Here is an 18,279-nt window from a genome sequence, read left to right on the forward strand (position 1 = left end):
GGATTCGCCTCGATCGCCGGCTGTGCTGTTTCAGCCCGGCCGGCGATCGAGGTCGAGCGCGTTGAAGCGCGACAGCGGGTGCGCTAGGGCGTGTCACGTCCTACCGGCGACGCAGATCCGCCACCCTGGCCCCCTCCCCCGCCCCCGCCAACGCCGAGGCGGGCCGGAGCGCGGGCGCCGTGACGCCTCGCCGTTGCCCGGGCAGCGGCACGTCCCGGCGCGGCTGGCGCCCCGGCGGGACGGGTTCGGCGCCCGGTGGCGATGACCCGGCCACCGCCACCTGGACGCCTTGGTCCGCAAGGGCCTGCAACTCCGTGGCGGCCCGCTCGTCGTGCGCGGGCGGCTCGTCCGTCACCAGGTGGGTGATGACATCCGTCGGCACCGTCTGGAACATCGTGTCCGTCCCCAGCTTGGTGTGGTCCGCGAGGACCACCACCTCCGCCGCGGCCTGCACGAGCGCCCGGTCCACCGACGCCGACAGCATGTTGGACGTCGAAAGGCCGCGCTCGGCGGTCAGGCCGCTGCCGGACAGGAACGCACGGGACACCCGCAGCCCTTGCAGTGACTGCTCCGCACCACTGCCCACCAGGGCGTAGTTGGAGCCGCGCAGGGTTCCGCCGGTCATCACCACTTCGACCCGGTTGGCATGGGCGAGCGCCTGTGCCACGAGCAGTGAGTTGGTGACGACCGTCAGGCCGGGTACGCGGGCGAGCCGGCGGGCCAGCTCCTGTGTGGTCGTACCCGCTCCGACCACGATCGCCTCGCCCTCTTCGACGAGTCCGGCGGCGAGGTCGGCGATCGCCGTCTTCTCGGCGGTCGCCAGATGGGATTTCTGGGGGAAGCCGGATTCACGGGTGAATCCGCCGGGGAGGACCGCTCCGCCGTGGCGGCGGTCCAGGAGTCCTTCTGCCTCCAGTGCCCGCACGTCCCGCCGTACGGTCACTTCGGAGGTCTGGACGACGCGGGCGAGCTCACGGAGCGAAACGGCCCCGTTGGCGCGCACCATTTCGAGGATCAATTGGCGACGTTCTGCAGCGAACACGAAACTGACAGTAACCCCAACGTCCGTCTGCTTTCAGCACTTTGCGCCGAATTACAGAAGATGAGCATGTGAGGACGCCCGGAGTGGTATAAGGCCCCAGCCCTCTGGCCTATGCCGGACGACTGGGGCCCAACTCTCCGTAATCGGACGGGAGTCAACGGCCCGTCACCGCTCTGCCTGCGGCAACGGCCTGCGGGGCGGGGCGGGTTCAGACCTCGCCGGTCGCCTTGCGGGTGTGCAGCTGGCGCGCGACCTCCGCGATCGAGCCCGACAGGGAGGGGTAGACCGTGAACGCTTTCGCGATCTGTTCCACCGTCAGGTTGTTGTCGACCGCGATCGAGATGGGGTGGATCAGTTCCGAAGCGCGCGGGGCGACGACCACGCCGCCGACCACGATGCCCGTACCCGGACGGCAGAAGATCTTGACGAAGCCGTCCCGGATGCCCTGCATCTTCGCGCGCGGGTTACGGAGCAGCGGGAGCTTGACGACCCGGGCCTCGATCTTGCCGCCGTCCACGTCGGCCTGGGTGTAGCCGACGGTGGCGATCTCCGGGTCGGTGAAGACGTTCGAGGAGACGGTCTTCAGGTTGAGCGGCGCCACCGCGTCGCCCAGGAAGTGGTACATCGCGATGCGGCCCTGCATGGCCGCGACGGAGGCGAGCGCGAACACGCCGGTCACGTCACCGGCCGCGTACACGCCGGAAGCGGACGTGCGCGAGACCTTGTCGGTCCAGATGTGACCGGACTCCTTCAGCCGGACCCCGGCCTCCTCCAGGCCCATGCCCGCCGTGTTGGGCACGGCGCCGACGGCCATCAGGCAGTGCGTACCGGAGATGACGCGGCCGTCGGCGAGGGTGACCTCGACGCGGTCGCCGACGCGCTTGGCGGAGGCGGCGCGCGAGCGGGCCATGACGTTCATGCCGCGGCGGCGCATGACGTCCTCCAGGACCGCGGCGGCGTCCGGGTCCTCGCCCGGGAGCACGCGGTCGCGGGAGGAGACGAGGGTGACCTTGGAGCCGAGCGCCTGGTAGGCACCGGCGAACTCGGCGCCGGTGACACCGGAACCGACCACGATGAGCTCCTCGGGGAGCTCCTCCAGGTCGTAAACCTGCGTCCAGTTGAGGATGCGCTCGCCGTCGGGCTCGGCGTCGGCGAGCTCGCGCGGGTGGCCGCCGGTGGCGATCAGGATGGCGTCGGCGGTGAGCAGCGTCTCGGTGCCGTCGGCGGCGGTGACGATGACATCGCGGGTGCCGTCGATGCCCTGCGGGCCGCCGAGGCGGCCGCGGCCGCGCATCACCTTGGCGCCGGCGCGCGTGACGGCGGCGGTGATGTCGTGCGACTGGGCGAGCGCGAGGCGCTTCACGCGGCGGTTGACCTTGCTGAGGTCCACGCCGACGACCCGGGCCGGATTCTCCGGATCGGGGGTGCCGTCCTCGACGATGATGCCCAGCTCTTCGTACGAGGAGTCGAAGGTGGTCATCACCTCGGCCGTGGCGATCAGAGTCTTGGACGGCACGCAGTCGGTCAGCACCGACGCCCCGCCCAGGCCGTCGCAGTCCACGACGGTCACCTCCGCGCCGAGTTGAGCCGCCACGAGGGCCGCTTCGTATCCGCCGGGTCCGCCACCGATGATCACGATCCGAGTCACGTACTCCATTGTCCCGCACGACGCGCGTGCTCACGCCCCCGGGGGCTCCGCGTGTGAGGGCGCGCTGCTCGGCCGGGGCGCGAATCGGGGGTGGCACGGAGGGCAGGACGGCGCACGGCCGGGAGATGGACGGCGGGCGCGCGGGTACGGACCGGGTCCCGCGGGCCGTGCCGGTCCGCACGACCGGCGGCCCCCTCTGCCGTACCCTCGGTCCCATGTCGCTCTACGCCGCGTACGCCGGCAATCTCGACCCGCGGCTCATGTCCCGCCGCGCCCCGTATTCGCCGCTGCGTGCCACCGGATGGCTGAACGGCTGGCGCCTGACCTTCGGCGGGGAGCACATGGGATGGGAGGGGGCGCTCGCCACGGTCGTCGAGGCGCCGCGCTCGCAGGTGTTCGTCGCGCTGTACGACGTCGCCCCGATGGACGAGGACTCCATGGACCGCTGGGAGGGTGTCGGGCTCGACATCTACCGGCGGATGCGGGTCAGGGTGCAGACGCTGGAAGGCGAGATGCCGGCGTGGGTGTACGTCCTGAACGGCTACGAGGGCGGCCTGCCCTCGGCCCGCTACCTCGGCGAGATCGCCGACGCGGCGGAGTCGGCCGGCGCGCCGCACGACTACGTCATGGAGCTGCGCAAGCGGCCCTGCTGACCTCGAAGACTTCGCCTTGCGGACCTGCGTCCGCCCACGAGATCCACACCCTGTTGGCGAAACGCACAAGCGTTCTCCGCCACACTTGTACCCCAAGGGTCTACGCGCGTAGGCCGAGAACGGCTACGCTCTTGGGCGTGAACGCTTCGATTACCCCCACCGACCCGTACGCCTCCGCCGACGCCGCAGCCGCCACGCTGCGCGAGCTGACCGGGGCCGAGACCCATGACGTCGCCCTCGTGATGGGCTCGGGGTGGGCCCCCGCCGTGGACGCGCTCGGCACGCCCGAGGCCGAGTTCCCCGTGACCGAGCTGCCCGGCTTCCCGCCGCCGGCCGTCGAGGGCCACGGCGGCAAGATCCGCTCGTACAAGATCGGCGACAAGCGCGCGCTGCTCTTCCTCGGCCGCACCCACTACTACGAGGGCCGTGGCGTCGCGGCCGTCGCGCACGGTGTGCGCACCGCCGTGGCCGCCGGCTGCAAGACGGTCGTCCTGACCAACGGCTGCGGCGGTCTGCGCGAGGGCATGCGCCCCGGCCAGCCCGTCCTGATCGCCGACCACCTGAACCTGACGGCGACCTCGCCGATCGTCGGCGCGAACTTCGTCGATCTGACCGACCTGTACTCGCCGCGCCTGCGCGCGCTGTGCAAGGAGGTCGACCCGACGCTGGAGGAGGGCGTGTACGCCCAGTTCCCCGGCCCGCACTACGAGACGCCGGCCGAGATCCACATGGCCCGCACGATCGGTGCGGACCTGGTGGGCATGTCGACGGTCCTGGAGGCGATCGCCGCCCGCGAGGCGGGCGCGGAGGTGCTCGGCATCTCCCTCGTCACCAACCTGGCGGCGGGCATGACGGGCGAGCCGCTGAACCACGAGGAGGTCCTCCAGGCGGGCCGCGACTCGGCGGCCCGGATGGGCCGCCTCCTCACGCAGGTCCTGTCCCGGATCTGATACCCACGGAGTGAGGGTGCGGCCACCGTGCGGCCTCCGTGCGGCCACCGTGCGCCGCACCCTCCCCCCCGGGGCACCCACCCCGCGTCAGGGCGTGTTTCGAAACACGCCCCAGCCGCCCCTCGCCGCCTCCCCCTGGACCTCCTGCTCCCCGAAAGGCATTCACCGTGTCCGAAGAACTCATCGCTCGTGCGCAGGCCTGGCTCGGCGAGGATCCCGATGCCGAGACCCGGGATGAGCTGGCGAAGCTCATCGAGGCCGGGGATGTGGACGCGCTGGCCGAGCGGTTCGCCGGGACACTGCAGTTCGGGACCGCCGGGCTGCGCGGCGAGCTCGGGGCCGGGCCCATGCGGATGAACCGGAGCGTCGTCATCCGCGCCGCCGCCGGACTCGCCGCGTATCTGAAGGCGAAGGGGCAGGACGGCGGCCTCGTCGTCATCGGTTACGACGCGCGGTACAAGTCCGCGGACTTCGCGCGGGACACCGCCGCCGTCATGACGGGCGCCGGGCTCCGCGCCGCCCTGCTGCCGAAGCCGCTGCCGACGCCCGTCCTCGCGTACGCCATAAGGCATCTGGGCGCCGTGGCCGGTGTCGAGGTGACCGCGAGCCACAACCCGCCGCGCGACAACGGCTACAAGGTCTACCTCGGCGACGGCTCGCAGATCGTGCCGCCCGCCGACGCGGAGATCGCCGCCGAGATCGCCGCCGTCCAGGCGCTCGCCGACGTCCCGCGCCCCGAGAGCGGCTGGGAGACGCTCGGCGACGAGGTCGTCGAGGCGTATCTCGCCCGTACGGACGCGGTCCTGAAGCCCGGCTCGGCCCGCACCGCCCGGACCGTCTACACGCCCATGCACGGCGTCGGCAAGGAGACCCTGCTCGCCGCCTTCGCCCGCGCGGGCTTCCCCGAGCCGGCCGTCGTCGCCGAGCAGGCCGAGCCCGATCCGGACTTCCCGACGGTCGCCTTCCCCAACCCGGAGGAGCCGGGCGCCATGGACCTCGCGTTCGCCGCCGCCGAGCGGGAGCGTCCTGACCTGGTCATCGCCAACGACCCGGACGCCGACCGCTGCGCCGTGGCCGTGCACGACGGCGAGCGCTGGCGGATGCTCCACGGCGACGAGGTCGGTTCGCTGCTCGCCGCCCATCTCGTACGCCGCGGCGTCGAAGGCGTCTTCGCCGAGTCGATCGTCTCCTCCTCCCTCCTCGGGCGGATCGCCGCGAAGGCGGGACTCGGCTACGAGGAGACGCTGACCGGCTTCAAGTGGATCGCCCGCGTCGAGGGCCTGCGCTTCGGCTACGAGGAGGCGCTCGGCTACTGCGTCGACCCCGAGGGCGTACGCGACAAGGACGGCATCACGGCCGCGCTGCTCGTCGCCGAGCTGGCTTCCGAGCTCAAGGCCGAGTCGAAGAGCGGCTCCGCCGCGGGGGGCCGCACCCTCCTCGACCTGCTCGACGAGCTTGCCGTCGAGCACGGCCTGCACGCGACCGACCAGCTCTCGGTACGCGTCGAGGACCTGTCGATCATCGCGGACGCCATGCGCAGGCTGCGCGAGCAGCCGCCGACGGTCCTCGCCGGCCTCGACGTCGTACGCCGCGAGGACCTCGCCGAGGGCACGGAGACCCTGCCGCCCACGGACGGCCTGCGCTACACCCTGGACGGCGCGCGCGTGATCGTCCGCCCGAGCGGCACCGAGCCCAAGCTGAAGTGCTACCTGGAGGTCGTCGTCCCGGTCGACGGGGGCGTGGCGGGTGTGCCCGCGGCCCGCGCCCAGGCCGGGCAGCTGCTCGCCGGGATCAAGCGGGACCTGGCGGCGGCGGCCGGAATCTGAGCCGCCCCACCGGCTCGGCCAAACGAGTGGGCCCCCTCGGTACTTCCCGTACCGAGGGGGCCCACTCGTCTGCGGAGCCTTGAGCGGCGCTCAGCCTGCACAGCTCTCAGTAGGACGACCCGCCCGAGCCCAGCGACCCGGTGGGGTGCCAGACGGTCTTGGTCTCCAGGAAGGCCGTCATGCGGGAGGTGCCGGGGTCCGCGGTCCAGTCCACAGACTGTGGACGCAGGACGCGCTTCAGGTTGTCGGCCGCCGCGACCTCCAGCTCCTTGGCGAGCTGCTCCTCCGCACCCGCGAGGTCGATCGCGTTGACGTCCTGGTGGGCGGCGAGCGGGGTGGCGATCTCCGCCGTGCGGCCGGAGAGGATGTTGACCACGCCGCCGGGGACGTCGGAGGTGGCGAGTACCTCGGCGAGGGAGAGGGCGGGCAGCGGGCGGTCCTCGGAGGCGATGACCACGGCGGTGTTGCCGGTGGCGATCACGGGGGCGAGGACGGAGACCAGGCCCAGGAAGGAGGAATCCTGCGGCGCGAGGACCGTGACCACACCCGTCGGCTCGGGCGAGGACAGGTTGAAGAAGGGGCCCGCGACCGGGTTGCCGCCGCCGGTCACCTGAGCGATCTTGTCGGTCCAGCCCGCGTACCAGACCCAGCGGTCGATCGCCGCGTCCACGACCGCGGCCGCCTTGGCCTTGGACAGGCCCTCGGCGTCGGCGACCTCGCGTACGAACTGCTCGCGACGGCCCTCCAGCATCTCCGCGACCCGGTACAGGATCTGGCCGCGCAGGTACGCCGTGGCGCCCGCCCAGCCGCCGAAGGCCTTGCGCGCGGCGACCACCGCGTCGCGGGCGTCCTTGCGGGAGGACAGCGGGGCGTTGGCCAGCCAGTTGCCCTTTGCGTCGTTCACTTCGTACACCCGGCCGCTCTCGGAACGAGGGAACTTCCCGCCCACGTACAGCTTGTAGGTCTTGAAGACGGACAGCCGCCCGTCAGTGCGCTCAGACATCGAGGTACGCCTCCAGACCGTGCCGGCCGCCCTCGCGGCCGAAGCCCGACTCCTTGTAGCCGCCGAACGGCGAGGTCGGGTCGAACTTGTTGAACGTGTTGGACCAGATCACGCCCGCGCGCAGCTTGTTCGCGACGGCGAGGATGCGCGAGCCCTTCTCGGTCCAGATGCCGGCCGAGAGTCCGTACGGGGTGTTGTTGGCCTTCGCGACGGCCTCGTCGGGCGTACGGAAGGTGAGGACCGACAGCACCGGGCCGAAGATCTCGTCGCGGGCGACGGTGTGGGCCTGGGTGACGCCCGTGAACAGCGTGGGCGCGAACCAGTAGCCGGTGCCCGGCAGCTCGCAGGGCGCGCTCCAGCGCTCGGCGCCCTCCGCCTCGCCGGTCTCGACGAGTGCGGTGATACGGGCGAGCTGCTCCTCGGAGTTGATCGCGCCGATGTCGGTGTTCTTGTCGAGCGGGTCGCCGAGGCGGAGGGTGGTCAGGCGCCGCTTGAGCGAGTCGAGCAGCTCCTCCTGGATGGACTCCTGGACGAGGAGGCGGGAGCCCGCGCAGCAGACCTGGCCCTGGTTGAAGAAGATGCCGCCGACGATGCCCTCGACGGCCTGGTCGATGGGGGCGTCGTCGAAGACGATGTTGGCGCCCTTGCCGCCCAGCTCCAGGGTGAGCTTCTTGTCGGTGCCCGCGAGGGTGCGGGCGATCTCCTTGCCGACGGCCGTGGAGCCGGTGAAGGCGACCTTGTCGACGTCCTGGTGCGCCGTGATGGCGGCGCCCGCGTCCCCGTAGCCCGGGAGGATGTTGACGACACCCTTGGGCAGGCCCGCCTGGCGGCAGATGTCCGCGAAGAAGAGGGCGGAGAGCGGGGTGGTCTCGGCGGGCTTGAGGACGACGGTGTTGCCGGTCGCGAGCGCCGGTGCGATCTTCCACGCGAGCATGAGCAGCGGGAAGTTCCACGGGATGACCTGGCCCGCGACGCCCAGCGGCTTCGGGTCCGGGCCGTAGCCCGCGTGGCCGAGCTTGTCGGCCCAGCCCGCGTAGTAGAAGAAGTGCGCGGCGACCAGCGGCAGGTCCGCGTCGCGGGTCTCCTTGATCGGTTTTCCGTTGTCGAGGGTCTCCAGGACGGCCAGCTCGCGGCTGCGCTCCTGAATGATCCGGGCGATACGGAAGAGGTACTTGCCGCGTTCGGCGCCGGGCAGCGCCGACCACTTCTCGAAGGCCTTGCGGGCGGCCTTCACCGCACGGTCCACGTCCTCGGCGCCCGCGCGGGCGACCTCGGAGAGGACCTCCTCGGTGCTCGGCGAGACGGTCTTGAAGACCCGGCCGTCGGCGGCCTCGGAGAACTCGCCGTCGATGAACAGGCCGTAGGAGGGCGCGATGTCGACGACCGAGCGGGATTCGGGTGCGGGCGCGTACTCGAACGGGTTGGTCTCGGGGGTGGTCATGGGGGTCATCTCGATCAGTCCACCGTCACGTAGTCAGGGCCGGAGTAGCGTCCGGTGGCCAGCTTCTGACGCTGCATGAGCAGGTCGTTGAGGAGGCTGGAGGCGCCGAAGCGGAACCAGTGGTTGTCAAGCCAGTCGGGCCCGGCCGTCTCGTTGACCAGGACCAGGAACTTGATGGCGTCCTTGGTGGTGCGGATGCCGCCCGCGGGCTTCACCCCCACCTGTACCCCGGTCTGCGCCCGGAAGTCGCGCACGGCCTCCAGCATGAGCAGGGTGTTCGCCGGAGTGGCGTTGACGCCGACCTTGCCGGTCGAGGTCTTGATGAAGTCCGCGCCGGCGATCATGCCGAGCCAGGAGGCGCGGCGGATGTTGTCGTACGTGGAGAGTTCGCCGGTCTCGAAGATCACCTTGAGGCGGGCCTCGCCGCAGGCCTCCTTCACGGCACGGATCTCCTCGTACACCTTCATGAAGTCGCCCGCGAGGAAGGCGCCGCGGTCGATCACCATGTCGATCTCGTCGGCGCCCGCGGCGACCGCGTCCTTCGTGTCGGCGAGCTTCACGTCCAGGGCGGCACGGCCCGCCGGGAAGGCGGTGGCGACGGAGGCGACCTTGACGCCCGAGCCGGCGACGGCCTCCTTGGCGGTGGCCACCATGTCCGGGTAGACGCAGACGGCAGCGGTCCTGGGGGTGCCGCGGTCGGTCGGGTCCGGGTTGACGGCCTTGGCGCCGAGCGCGCGGACCTTGCCCGCCGTGTCGGCGCCCTCCAGGGTCGTCAGATCGATCATCGAGATGGCCAGATCGATGGCGTACGCCTTGGCCGTCGTCTTGATGGAACGCGTGCCGAGCGCGGCGGCACGCGCCTCCAGACCGACGGTGTCCACGCCGGGCAGGCCGTGGAGGAAGCGGCGGAGGGTGGCGTCGGAGGAGGTGACGTCGGCGAAGGGGGACTCGGCGGGGGCTGCCTGCTCGGCCAGCGCCTCGGCCTTCGTCTCGCCCTTGGGCGACTTGTCTGACTTGGGGACTGGGGGCATGCTCACGAGGGGAGCATATCTACGCGCGTAGCGGCTTGTGAAGCCCTCCCGGGGGACGAGGTGAAGTCCTCTCGGGGACGAGGTGGGGTGCCGTGGAGGCACTCTCATGGGGGTTGGGTCGCCGTAGGTGGTTCGCCGTGGGTGGTTCGCCTTGGGGCACCTCACGAGCCCCGCCGGTGCCCCCTGGGGCAGAATCGACGGCATGAGCTCCCGCGACGAGTCCGCGCCTTCCCAGGGCCCCTCCGAGAACCGACGCCCCGAGCCGGGCGAGCCCGCGACCCCCGACCGGGTCTACCGGTCGCCGGGCGCGATCGTCGGCGGTGTCCTGCTGCTCGGCCTCGGCATCTGGATGGGCGGGGACGCGCTGTTCCGCGGCTCCGGGATGACGCCCTGGCTGGTGCTCGCGGCAATGATCGCCGTGGTGCCGCTGGTGGTCGCGTTCACGCTGCGGCCCGCGGTGTACGCCAACAACCAGCGGATGCGGGTCCGCAATCCGTTCCGCACGATCGTGCTGCCGTGGGCGGCGGTGGACGCCGTACGGGCCGGGTACTCGTGCGAGGTGCTGTCCGGAAGCGAGAAGTACCAGCTGTGGTCGATCCCCGTGTCGCTGCGGGCCCGCAAGTCGGCGAACCGGGAGCGGGCGAAGGCGGAGGCGGCCCGCGCGAAGGAGAACGGGAACGGGAACGCGGTGGGCCGGGCCTCCGCCGCGCCGCCCAAGGATCACCGCGCCGCGGCCGACCAGGCGGTCGACGACCTGCGCGAGCTCGCCTCGCGGCACGCCCGCGAGGAGGGTGCCCAGGGAGCGGTCGAGGTCCGCTGGGCGTACGAGGTGCTGGTGCCGATGGCGGCGGGGGCGATTCTGCTGGTGGTGCTGGGGGCTGTTGCGTAGCACCCACGGATGGGTGGCCGCCTCGGGGTCTTCGGACCCCCTGTCGCGCTGAACGCGCTCGGCCTCAAACGCCGGCCGGGCTTGAGTGTGGCGTGACCGTCGTGTGAAGTGCGCTGCAAACGGCGTTCCCCGGGGTGAGGCCCGTGCCGGGATGCCTCACACTGGTGTTCCGTGAGTTCCCATCCCGCGATACCTACCCGTGTCGTCCTCCTCTGTGGCCCCTCCGGCGGCGGCAAATCGCGTCTCGCGGCCCGTTCCGGGCTTCCGGTGCTGCGCCTCGACGACTTCTACAAGGAGGCCGGCGATCCGTCCCTGCCGGTCGTGGCGGGCGGTACGGACATCGACTGGGACGCGCCCGCCTCCTGGGACGCCGACACCGCCGTCGCCGCGATCGGCGAGCTCTGCCGTACGGGTCGCACCCGCGTGCCCGTGTACGACATCTCCACCAGCTCCCGCACCGGCGAGGACAGCCTCGACATCGAGCGCACGCCGCTGTTCATCGCCGAGGGCGTCTTCGCGGCCGAGCTGGTCGAGCGCTGCGGTGAGCTGGGGGTCCTCGCGGACGCGCTGTGCCTGCGCGGGCGGCCGTCGACAACGTTCCGGCGGAGGTTCCTGCGGGATCTGAAGGAGGGCCGCAAGTCCGTGCCCTTCCTACTGCGGCGCGGCTGGCGTCTGATGCGGTCGGAGCGGGCGATCGTCGCCCGCCAGGTCGCTCTCGGCGCCCACCCCTGCAACAAGGAGGAGGCTCTGAGCCGCCTCACCGCGGCGGCCGCGGGACGCCGCCCCCGCGCTCGTACGACCGCGTAGGGCGATCGCGTAGGGCGACCCCCTCGTAGGGCGATCGCGTACGGCGACCCCCTCGTAGGGCGATCGCGCAGGGCGCTCACGGGTGGGCAGGGCCCGTACGGCGGCGCAGGAAACAGCACGGGACCGGACAAGACCCCCCGGCCTCTCCGGTCCCGCTGCCTGCTCCCCCACGTCCCCCGTGGGCCCCCGTTCCCCCCGCTCCCCCCCCGTTCCGGCCTCCGCCTCCCCCCGGGAGCGGCGGTCGGAGTCCATGTGTGCGCTCAGGCGACCAGTTCGCCGAAGCACTCCTCCTGGTCCCGCCCGAAGGCGAGGACCTCGTCGTCGCGCAGGCGGCGCAGTGAGCGCCAGATGCTTGACTTCACCGTGCCGACGCTGATGTCGAGGATGTCGGCGATCTCCGGGTCGGTGCGGCCCTCGTAGTAGCGCAGGACCAGCATCGTGCGCTGGAGTTCCGGCAGCCGGGCGAGCGCCTGCCACAGGACGGCGCGCAGTTCGGTGCCGCGCATCGCGTCCGTGTCGCCTGCGGACTCCGGCAGTTCCTCGGTCGGGTACTCGTTCAGCTTGCGGCGGCGCCACGCGCTGATGTGCAGGTTCGTCATGGTGCGGCGGAGGTAGCCCCCGACCGCGGCCTTGTCGGAGATCCGGTCCCAGGCGCGGTACGTGGAGAACAGCGCGCTCTGCAGCAGGTCCTCGGCCTCGAAACGGTCACCGGTGAGGTGGTAGGCGGTGGCGTACAGGGAGGCGCGGCGCTCCTGGACGTAGGCCGTGAACTCGGCCTCCGCCCGGGGCGCCCGCTCCCCCGAGACCTCCCTGTACGCGGCTCCCCCGTCAGCTCCGGTCACGGCCGGTGTCGTATCGACCACGGCCATGAGTCCGGTGTGCTGACGTCCGTTGCCGCGGGAGCACCCCCGCCCTCCCGCGGCAGCGGACTTCTCGCAACCCCCGTTGCCCCCGTTGCCGGACTTCGCGACATCGTGCAGACGCGTGACAACTGCGCTTGAGGTGGTGCCGTGCGACAGTGTGTTCATCTCGCGCCCCCCGTCGTGGAGTCCGTGTGTGTTCCGTGTGGTGAAGATCCTGCCCCGGCACTTCGACGACGGTGTCAGCCGACTGTCACAGACCTGTCACAGGGCGCTGCGCCTTTACGTAGGTCTTATGAGGGTTGAGCACCGGAGCGCCCCAACAGTCGAAACGGGGCGGTGCGATGGGCCAGAATGACCTCCGTGCCTTCCCTGTTGCTGATCGAGGACGACGACGCCATCCGGACGGCCCTGGAGATGTCTCTGACACGCCAGGGTCATCGGGTGGCCACGGCTGCCACCGGTGAGGACGGACTGAAACTGCTCGGCGAGCAGCGGCCCGACCTCATCGTGCTGGATGTGATGCTGCCCGGCATCGACGGCTTCGAGGTCTGCCGACGTATCCGGCGCACGGACCAGTTGCCGATCATCCTGCTCACCGCGCGCAGCGACGACATCGACGTGGTGGTCGGCCTGGAGTCGGGCGCCGACGACTACGTCGTGAAACCCGTGCAGGGCCGGGTGCTCGACGCCCGGATCCGCGCGGTGCTGCGCCGCGGCGAGCGCGAGGCCAATGACGCGGCCACGTTCGGTTCGCTGGTGATCGACCGCGCGGCGATGACGGTCACCAAGAACGGGGAGGACCTGCAGCTCACGCCGACCGAGCTGCGACTGCTCCTCGAACTGAGCCGCAGGCCCGGACAGGCGCTGTCGCGGCAGCAGTTGCTGCGGCTCGTGTGGGAGCACGACTATCTCGGTGACTCGCGGCTCGTGGACGCGTGTGTGCAGCGGCTGCGCGCGAAGGTGGAGGACGTCCCGTCCTCGCCGACGCTGATCCGTACGGTGCGTGGCGTGGGGTACCGCTTGGACACGCCTCAGTGACATCGGATCCACACGGTACGGACGCACAGGATACGGACGCACACGGTACGGATGCCCACAGCACGGTTGCGCACGGTACGGACTCGGCGGCTGCGGACGACGCCCCGCACAGGCCCGGCTGGGGGCGCAGGGCGGCGGCGGTGCTGCGGTTCACGAGTCTGCGGCTGCGGCTCGTCGTGGTCTTCGGGCTTGTCGCGCTGACCGCCGCGGTCTCCGCCTCGGGGATCGCGTACTGGCTCAACCGCGAGGCCCTGCTCACCCGTACCCAGGACGCGGCGCTCAACGACTTCCAGGCGGAGATGCAGACCCGGGCGGCCACGCTGCCGTCCGAGCCGGGGAAGGTCTCGCTGCAGACCGCGGCGAGTCTGATGGCGCGCAGCAGCCAGCAGTACGCGGTGATCCTGATCGCTCAGGGCCCGGACGGGAAACCCGTCACGGCCGTGGCGGCCGAGGGCGACAAGGAGTCGGGGGCCGTCGAGTTCTCGCTCACCGATGTGCCCGAGTCGCTGCAGGAGGCGGTGAACGCCCCGCAGGACACGTCCGGTTCGGGCCCCGAGGCGTACCGGATGTTCTGGCAGCGCACGGAGCTGGACGGGACGCCGTATCTCGTCGGCGGTACGCGGGTCCTGGGCGACGGCCCGACCGGCTACATGCTGAAGTCGCTCGCGCCCGAGCAGAAGGATCTGACCTCGCTCGCCTGGTCGCTGGGGATCGCGACGACGCTCGCCCTGATCGGTGCGGCGCTGCTCGCGCAGGCGGCGGCGACGACGGTGCTCAAGCCCGTGCACCGGCTCGGGGTTGCCGCGCGGCGGCTCGGCGAGGGGAAGCTCGACACGCGGCTGCGGGTGTCCGGGACGGATGAACTCGCGGAACTCTCGCGGACGTTCAACGCGACCGCGGCCTCCCTGGAGAAGAAGGTCGCGGACATGAGCGCGCGGGAGCAGTCGAGCCGGCGTTTCGTCGCGGACATGTCCCATGAGCTGCGTACTCCGCTGACCGCGATCACCGCCGTGACGGAGGTGCTCGAAGAGGAGGAGGACTCGCTCGATCCGATGATCGCCCCTGCCGTACGTCTTGTGGTGAGCGAGACGCGGCGGCTCAACGACCTCGTGGAGAACCTGATGGAGGTCACCCGCTTCGACGCGGGCACCGCGAAGCTCGTCCTCGACGATGTCGATCTCGCGGACCAGATCACGGCGTGCATCGACGCGCGCGCGTGGCTGGACGCGGTGGAACTCGACGCCGAGCGGGGCATCATGGCGCGGCTCGACCCGCGGCGGCTCGATGTGATCCTGGCGAACCTGATCGGCAATGCGCTCAAGCACGGCGGGTCCCCGGTGCGGGTCTCGGTGGGTACGGAGGGCGGCAGCGGTGAGTGCGTGGTGATCTCGGTGCGTGACCACGGGCCCGGCATCCCGGAGGAAGTCCTTCCGCATGTCTTCGACCGCTTCTACAAGGCGAGTGCCTCGCGGCCCCGCTCGGAGGGTTCGGGGCTCGGGCTCTCCATCGCACTGGAGAACGCGCACGCCCACGGCGGCGAGATCACCGCGACGAACTCGCCCGAGGGCGGCGCGGTGTTCACACTGCGACTGCCGCGGAATGGCTCCGGGCTCGTGGAGCGGGTGGAGCAGGTGGAGCGGGATGAGCAGGTGGCGCAGGTGGCGCAGGTGGCGCAGGTCGACTTCGAAGAGGACGGCGGCGGCCGGGAGGCGGGCGGCTCCGCCTCCGGTGAAGGTGCGAAGGGGGCGCGGTGAGGCGGCCGGGCTTCGCGGGGCGTGCGGTGCGGCGGCGGGCGGGGGCGGTGGTGCTCGCGTGCGGGCTCGCGCTGCTCGCCGGCTGCGGGATCCGGTCCACGGCGGTGCCGACCGAGTTCGGTGCGGCCCCCTCGCGGGTGCCGTGCACCGCCTCGGCGCCCGAGATCGCGGCGCACGCGGCCGGTGAGCTGCCCGTGCAGGTGTTCCTGATCTGCGGTTCGCAACTGGTGAGCGTCGAGCGTTCGGTGGAGCCGGCGGACCTGACCTCCCCGGACGACCGGGTCGAGGTGGCCGGGGCCCTGCTCGACGAGCTCGGCCGACAGCTCTCGCAGGCGGAGAAGACGGCCGGTCTGACCTCGGACGTGAGCTCCGGAATCACCGTGGAGGGCGCCCGCGAAGGCGATCCGGCGCAGGCGCTGCGGCTCAGCACACCGCCGTCCCGGCTGACGCCCTTCGCGCTCGCGCAGGTGGTCTGCACCCTGGCGCACGGACTCGGCCCGGGCACGGAGGCCGTGGTGCTCGGCGGGCCGGACCCGGAGGCGGTGCTGCGCTCGTACGCCTGCACGGAGGAGGTACGGGCCCGTCCCGGGGTGGTGCCGGTGCCGACCTCCTCGGCCAACTGAGCAGCTGTTGCCGAACCCCGCTTTGGGCCCGCCCCCGGCACGGGCGCCTCACTGCATCAGGGCCCGCCCGAACCCCGAGGCCAGCGGCATCCGCAGCCCCAGCGGCGGCGGGGCGGCGAAGGCGTCCGCCACCGGGCGGGCGAACGGGTGCCCGAACAGCGCACCGCGTACGAAGTCCACCGCGAGCGCGGCGACCTCCGCCCGGTGCTGCACCATGGCGTGCCCGTCGGAGTGCACCTCGAAGCGGGCCGTGTCCCGGTTGATCTTCTTCGCCCGCTGGGCGAAACGGAAGGACAGTTCGGGGTCCGTCCGCTCGTCGTTCGTCCCGTGTGCGATCAGCACCTGCCGCCCCACCAGTTGCTTCACGGGCTCCGGGGCCAGCGGATCCTCCCCGGCGGGCCGGGGCAGCCAGGGCGCCAGCGCGAGCACCGAGTTGACGGCCGGGTGCCCACCCGCGCGCAGCGCCGCCCGGCCGCCCATGTCGATCCCGGCCAGGCATACGGGAACGTCCCCGTAGCGCCGTACGACCTCGTCCGCGGCCCTCAGCGCATCGGCCGCGAGCCATGCCTCCGTACCGTTCCAGCCGCGGCAGCGGTAGTGCACGAGGTGCGCGACCAGGCCCTCCGCCCGCCCGGCGCGGGCCAGGCGGCGGCCGAGCGCCCGGGCCTGGGCGAGCGCGAGCGGGCGGGCCCGGCGGACCGAGCTCTCCTCGCCGGCCGGGAGCAGCAGCACCACCCCGGCGACCGCGCGGCCCGGTCCTGTCTCCTGCCCGATGGGCCGCCCAAGTCGGGCCTCGCGCACCGGCGTTGATTCCTGCGCCATGGCAGAACAGTCTCAGACTTCGAGGTGTACGGAGCCTGGCCCGGGGGTCAAGGTTGCGTATCGACGGCGGAGGACGGAACGGATGATCCCGACAAGGAGAGTCGGCGGAACCGGCACGGGGAGCGCATGATTTCCGCACGGAGAGCAGCGCTCTACGCGCGTAGGCGTTAGAGTGCCGAAATGACGAGCCAGACCATCCCCGCACCCGCCCCGGACCAGATCCGCCGGGCCCCCAAGGTGCTTCTGCACGACCACCTCGACGGCGGCCTGCGCCCCGGGACCATCATCGAGATCGCCCGCGAGACGGGCTACGAAGGCCTTCCCGAGACCGAGCCGGACAAGCTCGGCATCTGGTTCCGCGAGGCCGCGGACTCCGGTTCGCTGCCGCGCTACCTGGAGACCTTCGCGCACACCTGTGCCGTCATGCAGACCAAGGAGGCGCTCTTCCGGGTCGCCGCCGAGTGCGCCGAGGACCTCGCCGAGGACGGCGTGGTGTACGCGGAGATCCGCTACGCGCCCGAGCAGCATCTGGAGAAGGGCCTCAGCCTCGAAGAGGTCGTCGAGGCGGTCAACGAGGGCTTCCGCGAGGGCGAGCGCCGCGCCCGGGAGAACGGGCACCGCATCCGTGTCGGCGCCCTGCTCACCGCGATGCGACATGCGGCCCGTGCCCTGGAGATCGCGGAGCTCGCGAACCGCTACCGCGATCAGGGCGTGGTCGGCTTCGACATCGCGGGCGCCGAGGCGGGCTTCCCTCCCACCCGTCACCTCGACGCCTTCGAGTACCTCAAGCGCGAGAACAACCACTTCACGATCCACGCCGGCGAGGCCTTCGGCCTGCCCTCCATCTGGCAGGCGCTGCAGTGGTGCGGCGCGGACCGCCTCGGCCACGGCGTGCGGATCATCGACGACATCGAGGTCGCCGACGACGGTTCGGTGAAGCTCGGGCGGCTCGCCTCGTACGTACGGGACAAGCGCATCCCGCTGGAGATGTGCCCCACGTCCAACCTGCAGACGGGCGCCGCCAGCTCCTACGGCGACCACCCCATCGGGCTGCTGCGCCGGCTGCACTTCCGCCTCACGGTGAACACCGACAACCGGCTCATGTCGGGGACGAGCATGAGCGTCGAGTTCGAGCACCTGGTGGACACGTTCGGGTACACGCTGGACGACATGCAGTGGTTCACCGTCAATGCGATGAAATCAGCGTTCATTCCTTTCGATGAACGTCTCGCGATGATCAATGACGTGATCAAGCCGGGCTACGCCGGCCTGAAGTCGGAGTGGCTGTTCCAGCAGACCACCGCGACCAGCGGTTCCGAGGGCTGAACGGGCACACACGCGATACGGAGGGCGGCCGGGACATCACGTCCCGGCCGCTTTTCATTCCGTATGCCCGCGCCGGACGGTGTTTGCGTACGGGCCGAGATGATCGCTACCTTGCGAGACCGCTCGACCACCCCCCGTCGTCACGTCGCGCGACTCCCCGTACGCCCCGTCTGCAAGGAAGATCCACCATGAAGCAGTCTGCCAAGACCCTCGGTGTCACCGTCCTCGGCGCCGCATTCGCCGCGGCGGGCGCGAGCACCGCGTCGGCAGCGCCCGTGCCCGACCCCACCCAGGCCGTCGGCGGCCTCACCCAGGGCCTGCCGGTCGCCCAGGTGGCGCAGAACGTGCCGGGCGCGACGGAGGCGGTGGGCGCCGGGCAGAACGCCCTGTCGACCGGCCTGAACGCCGCGCAGCCGGCCATCGGCCACGCGGCCCCCGCGGCGGGCCTGCTCGGCGGTCTGCCGGTGGGCTGATGCCGGTGGCCGATGGGCCGATGCCGGTGGGCTGACGACGCTCGGTCGCCGCACGGTCGCCGCACACGCGAGAGGGGGCCCGCCCGGAGT

17 protein-coding genes are annotated in these 18,279 nt (G+C 71.6%); 10 read left to right on the plus strand and 7 right to left on the minus strand.

All coding sequences use genetic code 11. The features are described from left to right. Positions 1-100: 100 nt before the first annotated feature. Together ACLF6P_RS03850 and ACLF6P_RS03855 are read right to left on the minus strand one after the other, a co-directional pair. On the minus strand, positions 101-1,042 hold the full coding sequence (locus ACLF6P_RS03850) for a DeoR/GlpR family DNA-binding transcription regulator (protein ID WP_415948074.1): 942 nt from the start codon (positions 1,040-1,042) through the stop codon (positions 101-103). Positions 1,043-1,250: 208 nt separating this feature from the next. Next, the gene (locus ACLF6P_RS03855; RefSeq protein ID WP_415948075.1) at positions 1,251-2,699 is read right to left on the minus strand and encodes an NAD(P)H-quinone dehydrogenase; all 1,449 of its coding nucleotides are present in this window, start codon (positions 2,697-2,699) and stop codon (positions 1,251-1,253) included. Positions 2,700-2,905: 206 nt separating this feature from the next. On the opposite strand from ACLF6P_RS03855, the gene ACLF6P_RS03860 reads away from it, so the two are divergent. The 3 genes from ACLF6P_RS03860 to ACLF6P_RS03870 all read left to right on the plus strand — a co-directional run bounded on the left by ACLF6P_RS03860 (position 2,906) and on the right by ACLF6P_RS03870 (position 6,119). After that, positions 2,906-3,343 (plus strand): gamma-glutamylcyclotransferase, encoded by a 438-nt coding sequence (locus ACLF6P_RS03860; RefSeq protein WP_415948076.1) that lies wholly within the window; start codon positions 2,906-2,908, stop codon positions 3,341-3,343. Between the two features lie 137 nt (positions 3,344-3,480). Next, a complete protein-coding gene (locus ACLF6P_RS03865; RefSeq protein WP_415948077.1) occupies positions 3,481-4,293 on the plus strand; it encodes a purine-nucleoside phosphorylase in 813 nt (270 codons plus the stop codon). Between the two features lie 167 nt (positions 4,294-4,460). Beyond that, a complete protein-coding gene (locus tag ACLF6P_RS03870; protein ID WP_415948078.1) occupies positions 4,461-6,119 on the plus strand; it encodes a phospho-sugar mutase in 1,659 nt (552 codons plus the stop codon). 106 nt (positions 6,120-6,225) lie between these two features. Here ACLF6P_RS03870 and ACLF6P_RS03875 read toward each other — a convergent pair whose 3' ends face one another. From ACLF6P_RS03875 to deoC, 3 genes are read right to left on the minus strand one after another with little or no spacing between them, the layout of a single operon-like run. Next, on the minus strand, positions 6,226-7,122 hold the full coding sequence (locus ACLF6P_RS03875; RefSeq protein ID WP_415948080.1) for an aldehyde dehydrogenase family protein: 897 nt from the start codon (positions 7,120-7,122) through the stop codon (positions 6,226-6,228). Beyond that, positions 7,115-8,563, minus strand: coding sequence for an aldehyde dehydrogenase family protein (locus ACLF6P_RS03880; protein WP_415948152.1), 1,449 nt, complete (start codon positions 8,561-8,563; stop codon positions 7,115-7,117). The genes ACLF6P_RS03875 and ACLF6P_RS03880 overlap by 8 nt, the downstream gene beginning before the upstream one ends. A 14-nt stretch (positions 8,564-8,577) precedes the next feature. Continuing rightward, positions 8,578-9,594: a deoxyribose-phosphate aldolase gene (deoC, locus tag ACLF6P_RS03885; RefSeq protein ID WP_415948153.1), complete on the minus strand. Its 1,017-nt coding sequence runs from the start codon at positions 9,592-9,594 to the stop codon at positions 8,578-8,580. A gap of 202 nt (positions 9,595-9,796) precedes the next feature. Between deoC and ACLF6P_RS03890 the strand changes: the two genes are divergently transcribed. Then, positions 9,797-10,483: a PH domain-containing protein gene (locus ACLF6P_RS03890; protein ID WP_415948082.1), complete on the plus strand. Its 687-nt coding sequence runs from the start codon at positions 9,797-9,799 to the stop codon at positions 10,481-10,483. A 171-nt stretch (positions 10,484-10,654) separates the two neighbouring features. After that, entirely contained in the window at positions 10,655-11,290 is a 636-nt protein-coding gene (locus ACLF6P_RS03895) for a uridine kinase family protein (RefSeq protein WP_415948083.1), read from the plus strand. 260 nt (positions 11,291-11,550) lie between these two features. On the opposite strand, the gene ACLF6P_RS03900 is transcribed toward ACLF6P_RS03895, so the two are convergent. After that, positions 11,551-12,318: a SigE family RNA polymerase sigma factor gene (locus tag ACLF6P_RS03900; protein WP_415948084.1), complete on the minus strand. Its 768-nt coding sequence runs from the start codon at positions 12,316-12,318 to the stop codon at positions 11,551-11,553. A 195-nt stretch (positions 12,319-12,513) separates the two neighbouring features. Between ACLF6P_RS03900 and afsQ1 the strand changes: the two genes are divergently transcribed. From afsQ1 to ACLF6P_RS03915, 3 genes are all read left to right on the plus strand, one after another. Then, entirely contained in the window at positions 12,514-13,191 is a 678-nt protein-coding gene (afsQ1, locus tag ACLF6P_RS03905; RefSeq protein ID WP_415948086.1) for a two-component system response regulator AfsQ1, read from the plus strand. A gap of 140 nt (positions 13,192-13,331) precedes the next feature. After that, the gene (locus tag ACLF6P_RS03910; RefSeq protein ID WP_415948087.1) at positions 13,332-14,945 is read left to right on the plus strand and encodes an ATP-binding protein; all 1,614 of its coding nucleotides are present in this window, start codon (positions 13,332-13,334) and stop codon (positions 14,943-14,945) included. Next, positions 14,942-15,568 carry a hypothetical protein gene (locus tag ACLF6P_RS03915; protein WP_415948088.1) on the plus strand — a complete coding sequence of 209 codons (627 nt, stop codon included), beginning with the start codon at positions 14,942-14,944 and terminating at the stop codon, positions 15,566-15,568. Before ACLF6P_RS03910 ends, ACLF6P_RS03915 begins: the two co-directional genes overlap by 4 nt. A 48-nt stretch (positions 15,569-15,616) precedes the next feature. Here ACLF6P_RS03915 and ACLF6P_RS03920 read toward each other — a convergent pair whose 3' ends face one another. After that, positions 15,617-16,390 (minus strand): alpha/beta hydrolase, encoded by a 774-nt coding sequence (locus ACLF6P_RS03920; RefSeq protein WP_415948090.1) that lies wholly within the window; start codon positions 16,388-16,390, stop codon positions 15,617-15,619. Between the two features lie 180 nt (positions 16,391-16,570). Here ACLF6P_RS03920 and ACLF6P_RS03925 point away from each other — a divergent pair, with 180 nt between their 5' ends. Further along, complete coding sequence (locus tag ACLF6P_RS03925; RefSeq protein WP_415948091.1) at positions 16,571-17,716, plus strand: adenosine deaminase; 1,146 nt, start codon at positions 16,571-16,573, stop codon at positions 17,714-17,716. Between the two features lie 188 nt (positions 17,717-17,904). Then, positions 17,905-18,189, plus strand: coding sequence for an ATP-binding protein (locus ACLF6P_RS03930; protein WP_415948092.1), 285 nt, complete (start codon positions 17,905-17,907; stop codon positions 18,187-18,189). Positions 18,190-18,279: the final 90 nt, after the last annotated feature.

The sequence above is a fragment of the Streptomyces lothianensis genome, assembly GCF_047779955.1.
GTDB lineage: Bacteria > Actinomycetota > Actinomycetes > Streptomycetales > Streptomycetaceae > Streptomyces.

What these genes read in the sequence shown, in the direction of transcription:
- ACLF6P_RS03900 (WP_415948084.1), bottom strand. Translation starts at nt 12,318, where the DNA reads ATGAACACACTGTCGCACGGCACCACCTCAAGCGCAGTTGTCACGCGT.
- ACLF6P_RS03925 (WP_415948091.1), top strand. Translation starts at nt 16,571, where the DNA reads ATGACGAGCCAGACCATCCCCGCACCCGCCCCGGACCAGATCCGCCGG.
- ACLF6P_RS03890 (WP_415948082.1), top strand. Translation starts at nt 9,797, where the DNA reads ATGAGCTCCCGCGACGAGTCCGCGCCTTCCCAGGGCCCCTCCGAGAAC.
- ACLF6P_RS03880 (WP_415948152.1), bottom strand. Translation starts at nt 8,563, where the DNA reads ATGACCACCCCCGAGACCAACCCGTTCGAGTACGCGCCCGCACCCGAA.
- ACLF6P_RS03930 (WP_415948092.1), top strand. Translation starts at nt 17,905, where the DNA reads ATGAAGCAGTCTGCCAAGACCCTCGGTGTCACCGTCCTCGGCGCCGCA.
- ACLF6P_RS03920 (WP_415948090.1), bottom strand. Translation starts at nt 16,390, where the DNA reads ATGGCGCAGGAATCAACGCCGGTGCGCGAGGCCCGACTTGGGCGGCCC.
- ACLF6P_RS03855 (WP_415948075.1), bottom strand. Translation starts at nt 2,699, where the DNA reads ATGGAGTACGTGACTCGGATCGTGATCATCGGTGGCGGACCCGGCGGA.
- ACLF6P_RS03875 (WP_415948080.1), bottom strand. Translation starts at nt 7,122, where the DNA reads ATGTCTGAGCGCACTGACGGGCGGCTGTCCGTCTTCAAGACCTACAAG.
- ACLF6P_RS03860 (WP_415948076.1), top strand. Translation starts at nt 2,906, where the DNA reads ATGTCGCTCTACGCCGCGTACGCCGGCAATCTCGACCCGCGGCTCATG.
- deoC (WP_415948153.1), bottom strand. Translation starts at nt 9,594, where the DNA reads ATGCCCCCAGTCCCCAAGTCAGACAAGTCGCCCAAGGGCGAGACGAAG.